Raw genomic sequence first — 2,361 nt, forward strand, 5'->3', positions numbered from 1 at the left:
ATCGGGGCTTGACGAAAGAGGAGATTTGATCCGCGGCTAATTTTCCTGCTAGTTATGTCAAATTGGCTCTACTTTCTATTGAATTAGGGCCGATCGGGGCGAACGCGTAGGTCAGACCGACGCGCATTTTTGGGCAACAGAGAACGGGCAGAAGCCGCCGCCATGGCGATCAAGGATGTTCAAAAATACATCGAGGAGCAGGGGCTCGTCGAAACGACCGATGAAGAATCGGAAAAGCCGATCTACAGGAAGCCCGGCTTTGAGGGTATTCTAAGCTTTGGCGAAATGGAGCAAATATTCAGCCAGTTCATCCGCGAGCACCGCGACGCCAAGCGGCTGAACCGCGCGCAGATGGGTACAATGGTCGGCCTGCACGAGACCATCTTCGCGCGCTATGAGCGGGCCTTCTCCAAGCTCCAAGCGACGCGGCTGATCCATCTTTGCGAAATTCTCGACTGTTCGCCGGTGGAGATGATTCACGCAGCAGCCCCTCACCTGTTCGGGGAAACCCGGAAGGAAGCCGACGACAAATTGAAGCTGATGTTGCGTATCTTGGACATGCCGGCATCGACGGCATCCAGCCTGCTCGGCATGATCGAAGGATTGGTGGGCGAACGCGACCGCTCAGGTCAGTCATAAGGGAAAAAGAGGCAAATCCCGGCGTGCGCAGTGTCCGCCCGCCCGCGACCTGCCGGTCACGCGCCCGCTTCGCGCTGCAGTCGTCGGGGATGCGCGCCGGCGGGCCGACCTTCGCGAGAGGATCGTCACGCGAATGCGCGGAGACCGCTTGCGGGCTCGGGGAGCGCCATTTGGGGCGCGAGTAGAGCCGTGCCCGAAGGGCCTCGCCCAACGCTTCCTTACCGAAGACAAGCCAACCATGCGTCGGCCGACGCTGCGATCCATCATCTCCACGAATCGGTCCTGCGGGATCGATTCAGCAATGTCGTTGGACGCCACTTCCGCAGGAAGCGAGACTCCGGCCATGGATCACGAGAAAACAGTGCCAGTTCATCTTCACCGCATCGACCCGTCACGGAACATGCGGCGTTTCTATTTGCTCGCCATCCAGCCGACCCTGTTCGGCGGCGCCTCCGTCATCCGCAACTGGGGAAGGATCGGCACCAACGGCCAGTCTATGATAGAGACGTTCGACAGTGAGGATGACGCGGCGAGCGCTTCGATGCGACTCGAACGTACGAAGCGTCGCAAGGGATATCGCGACAGCAGCGCCGCGTGAAATCTGAGTCGCAGAGTAGGACGAAATAGCCAAGAATCCCGCGATTTTCGGTGGATGCGGGCGTTACTCGAACGCCTGCCCTACCCTTACGGCGAATTGGTTGCCATAGGGGAGGGATTGATCCACCAGCGAGGAGAGTTCTCGACATGACTACAGCGACCGAGATTGCCGACAAGATTGCCGCAACTCAGAACCTGACCATGGCGCAGGCCAAGGCCATTGTTGACGGCGTCTTTAAGGAGATTGCGTCCGCGGCGGCGAGCGGGGCCGAGACGAACATCCCCGGCTTCGGAAAATTCAAGGTGAAGGCCGCAATCCGGCTACCGGCGGAACGATCAAGATCGCGGCCTCGAAGAAGTTGGCCTTCGTGCCGGCGAAGGCCGTGAAGGACGCGCTCAACGGCTGAGGCCGACAAGCGCGTCCAATGCGCGACACCCCTAGAAGGGCGGATCGCTGCTGAAGAGGCTTTCCTGCTCGGCCCAGATCGCCTCGCGCTCGGCCAGCGCCATCGCCAGCTCCTCCTTGATCCAGCGCCGCTCGTCGGCGTCGACGGCGTTCCGCAGCTCGGCCCGAAGCTCTTCAATGTGTTGATCGATCGACATCGTCATCTCCTTGATGTTTGTGAAGGACGACGCCGGCGGCGATGGCGGGCCGGAGGGGTCAAGGATCGCGCAGCGACCGCCGGAGGCGGCGAGTGGGGGAGCCGAAATGCGCAAGCATTTTGGGGGGACCGCTCGTCCTTGAGGCCTTCGGAGCGCCATGGCACCATGGGACGACCTGAGCAGAGACCCCGTGCCCGGATATGCGACCGGAAACCGAGAAGCACGCGCGGCACCGTCCCGTGTGAGGCGCCAACGTGACCACCGTGACAGGTCAGCGTTGTGATGACGTTCGACGGAGGCGGCCCGGGTTGGCAAAAAAAGAGGCCCGTGCCGGACGCTTGCCCGGCACGGGCCTCTTTCGTGGCTACTTCGATCGCAGATGCCGCAAGAATGCTGCGAGCGGGCCGCCATGCGGCTGTCCGTCGGCGCCCTTGGCGAGATGTTCTACAAGCAGCAGTGCGACATCGTCGGGAAGCGGCATGAAGTCGAACCCGCGTGATCGCGCTGCCGCGTGCAGCGCGT

The 2,361-nt window shown here is 61.7% G+C and carries 3 protein-coding genes and 1 pseudogene; 3 read left to right on the forward strand and 1 reads right to left on the reverse strand.

Annotated elements, in window-relative coordinates:
- Nucleotides 1-162 precede the first annotated feature (162 nt).
- From EOA24_RS34585 to EOA24_RS34595, 3 genes and pseudogenes are all read left to right on the forward strand, one after another.
- Nucleotides 163-639, forward strand: coding sequence for an XRE family transcriptional regulator (locus tag EOA24_RS34585; RefSeq protein WP_127410621.1), 477 nt, complete (start codon nt 163-165; stop codon nt 637-639).
- Nucleotides 640-982: 343 nt separating this feature from the next.
- The gene (locus EOA24_RS34590) at nt 983-1,237 is read left to right on the forward strand and encodes a WGR domain-containing protein (RefSeq protein ID WP_127410622.1); all 255 of its coding nucleotides are present in this window, start codon (nt 983-985) and stop codon (nt 1,235-1,237) included.
- Nucleotides 1,238-1,383: 146 nt separating this feature from the next.
- Nucleotides 1,384-1,643, forward strand: a pseudogene (locus EOA24_RS34595) (HU family DNA-binding protein).
- A gap of 31 nt (nt 1,644-1,674) precedes the next feature.
- Here the strand turns inward: EOA24_RS34595 and EOA24_RS42065 are convergent.
- The gene (locus EOA24_RS42065) at nt 1,675-1,839 is read right to left on the reverse strand and encodes a hypothetical protein (protein ID WP_189349945.1); all 165 of its coding nucleotides are present in this window, start codon (nt 1,837-1,839) and stop codon (nt 1,675-1,677) included.
- Between the last annotated feature and the right edge of the window lie 522 nt (nt 1,840-2,361).

The sequence above is a fragment of the Mesorhizobium sp. M2A.F.Ca.ET.039.01.1.1 genome (assembly GCF_003998035.1).
Lineage (GTDB): Bacteria > Pseudomonadota > Alphaproteobacteria > Rhizobiales > Rhizobiaceae > Mesorhizobium.